1 protein-coding gene is annotated in these 1,060 nt (G+C 67.9%); it reads right to left on the bottom strand.

Going from position 1 to position 1,060, the window contains the following annotated elements; translation table 11 throughout:
- Positions 1-967, bottom strand: a 967-nt coding sequence (locus IE95_RS0118260) for an IS481 family transposase (RefSeq protein WP_030153634.1), incomplete at its 3' end; no start/stop codon positions are given.
- Positions 968-1,060: the final 93 nt, after the last annotated feature.

Genomic DNA, 1,060 nt, shown 5'->3' with positions numbered 1-1,060 from the left:
TGTACTGACTCGTTGCGTTGTTGACTCGGTCGATGGGTCGTAGGCCGCCGATGCCGAGGTGGGGTCGTTCTAGGTTGTAGTGCTGGAGCCAGGTAGGCAAGGCGGCGGCGCGGTCGGCGTTGGATGACCAGATTTGGGAGTAGGCCCACTCGGTGGCCAGGGTGCGGTTGAGGCGTTCGACCTTCCCGTTGGTCCAGGGGCAGTGCGGGCGGATGAAGGTCTGGACGATGCCCAGGTCGGCGGCGGTCTGGTGGAAGACGCGGGAGTTGCGGTAGGCGAACGCGTTGTCGCTGATCACTCGTTCGATCTTGATGCCGTGGGCGGAGTAGAACGCTGCCGCGCGGGCCAGGAACCTGGCCGCGGTGGCGCCTTTCTCATCGGCGTGGATCTCGACATAGGCAAGTCGGGAGTGGTCGTCGATCGCGGCGTGCACGTAGTCGTAGCCGATCCCGCGGCCTCGGACCTGTTCCGAGCGGCCGTGCGCGCGCCAGCCACCGCCGTCCGGGATACGTCCGAGCTTCTTGACGTCCACGTGGATCAACGACCCGGGGTAGGGGTGCTCGTAGCGGTTCGCGGAGCGTCTGGTGGCGCGGATGACTTGCCCGGTGACCGGGTCGCACTCAGCCAGGCGCGGGGTGTGGTGACGGGCCAGGACCCGGCCCACGGTCGAGGCCGGGACCCCGACCACCCTGGCGATCGTGAGCGGGCCACGACGGGTCAGCATCCGCGCGATCCGTACCCGGGTCTCGACACAGGCCGGGGTCCGGCGCGGATGAGAGCGCGCCACGCTCGACCGGTCGACCAACCCCGCCCGACCTTCGACCTGGAAGCGGCGCCACCACCGCCACGCCGTCGTGCGCGAGACACCCATCTCCGCCGCGACATGCGCGACCGGGCGCCCGGTCGCGATACGACGAACCATGATCAACCTGCCCGCTGGCGTCAACCGGGCGTTAGCGTGGGACACGAGAGACCTCCGTTGGTCAGAGCCGGGTTCCTAGACAGCTCCCACTCGACACGGAGGTCTCTCTTCACGTCAACAACGATCCTGGTCAGTACA

The sequence above is a fragment of the Oerskovia turbata genome (genome assembly GCF_000718325.1).
In the GTDB taxonomy this organism is placed as follows: Bacteria; Actinomycetota; Actinomycetes; order Actinomycetales; family Cellulomonadaceae; genus Oerskovia; species Oerskovia turbata.
The sequence above is the reverse complement of the archived record's forward strand: the minus strand, read 5'-3'. Positions and strand labels throughout refer to the sequence as shown.